Genomic DNA, 646 nt, shown 5'->3' on the forward strand with positions numbered 1-646 from the left:
GGTGTCGATCTCGGTGAGTAGTGCGCTGGTTTCGACGACCACGTCGCCGACGTTATCCACGATGTAGGTGTCATTGCCCAATCCGCCGATCAGGGTGTCAGCACCGGCTTTGCCATCCAGGATATTGGCGGCGTTGTTGCCGGTGAGTGTGTTGGCTTCGTCATTACCCGTGAGGTTTATCGCTGCTGCGCCCAGTGCTTGTCCGTCTTCGACAAAATTGCTGAGGGTATAAGTGACCGTGGTTTGCACGGTGTCGTGGCCTTCGCCGTCGAGTTCGGTAATCTTGTCGCTGAGGTTATCGACGAGGTACGTATCGTTGCCGGTGCCACCGATCAGGGTATCGATGCCCGCGCCACCGTTGAGGGTGTCGTCGCCTGCACCGCCATTGAGGGTGTTGGCGAAGGCATTGCCGACAAGGATGTTGTTCTGATCGTTACCGATAACGCTGAACAGCCCGGCACCCAGCAGCGTGACGTTCTCCACGTTGCGCAGGTTGGTGTTGCTCAGGTCTACGGTGTTGTTGATCGCCGTGGCGGCGAAGCCGATGTTCAGGGTGTCGGAGCCCTGATTGCTCAACTCTTCAAGCAATGCCAGTTCGGCAAACTGGTCGAGCACGAAAGTGTCGTTGCCATCGCCGCCTTTCAGA

Annotated in this window: 1 protein-coding gene; it reads right to left on the minus strand. The window is 57.7% G+C overall.

All coding sequences use genetic code 11. The features are described 5' to 3' along the window. Positions 1–646: calcium-binding protein (locus tag KDX30_RS29455; protein ID WP_319946103.1), on the minus strand; the 646-nt coding region annotated here is incomplete at both ends.

Source organism: Pseudomonas quasicaspiana (assembly GCF_021147825.1).
Taxonomy (GTDB): domain Bacteria; phylum Pseudomonadota; class Gammaproteobacteria; order Pseudomonadales; family Pseudomonadaceae; genus Aquipseudomonas; species Aquipseudomonas quasicaspiana.